This is a genomic window from Spongiactinospora gelatinilytica (assembly GCF_003236385.1).
Taxonomy (GTDB): domain Bacteria; phylum Actinomycetota; class Actinomycetes; order Streptosporangiales; family Streptosporangiaceae; genus Spongiactinospora; species Spongiactinospora gelatinilytica.
Genome location: NZ_POUA01000883.1, coordinates 1 through 428 on the forward strand (window position 1 = coordinate 1; position 428 = coordinate 428).

The 428-nt window shown below is 39.0% G+C and carries 1 protein-coding gene; it reads left to right on the forward strand.

Translation table 11 applies throughout. The features are described 5' to 3' along the window. The first annotated feature begins 72 nt into the window (after positions 1–72). Positions 73–354, forward strand: coding sequence for a class I SAM-dependent methyltransferase (locus tag C1I98_RS46695; RefSeq protein ID WP_497846391.1), 282 nt, complete (start codon positions 73–75; stop codon positions 352–354). The last annotated feature ends 74 nt before the right edge of the window (positions 355–428 follow it).

The following is a 428-nucleotide window of genomic DNA, read 5'->3' on the forward strand; positions in this document are numbered from 1 at the left end:
GGCGGCGCCAACAATGGTTGTTTAAACAAATGGATTTTCCCTGGTTGATATGTCCCCGGACTAGTTGAAAATATCGATCATATCATTAATAGGGGTCTTCAAATTGACGATATGGAACCACTACGTCGTCATTACCAACGGACAACTGAGATATGGGACGTGAACTTTAATAAGCATCGTGCTGAAGTTCAAGAAATGTTTGATGAACGGTTTGTGCGCATGTGGGATTTATATCTCCAAGCATGTTCAGCATCATTTGAATCAGGTAATATTGATGTCATTCAATATCTCCTCACTAAAGGTGCTAGCGGACGCGTTCTCCCAATGACTCGTGACTATATGTATGAAAAATAAAAAAGATTCATGTCGAAGACTATGATTAGCCTTCAGCATGAATCTTTTTTGCATTAATCGTTCAATCAATTAGC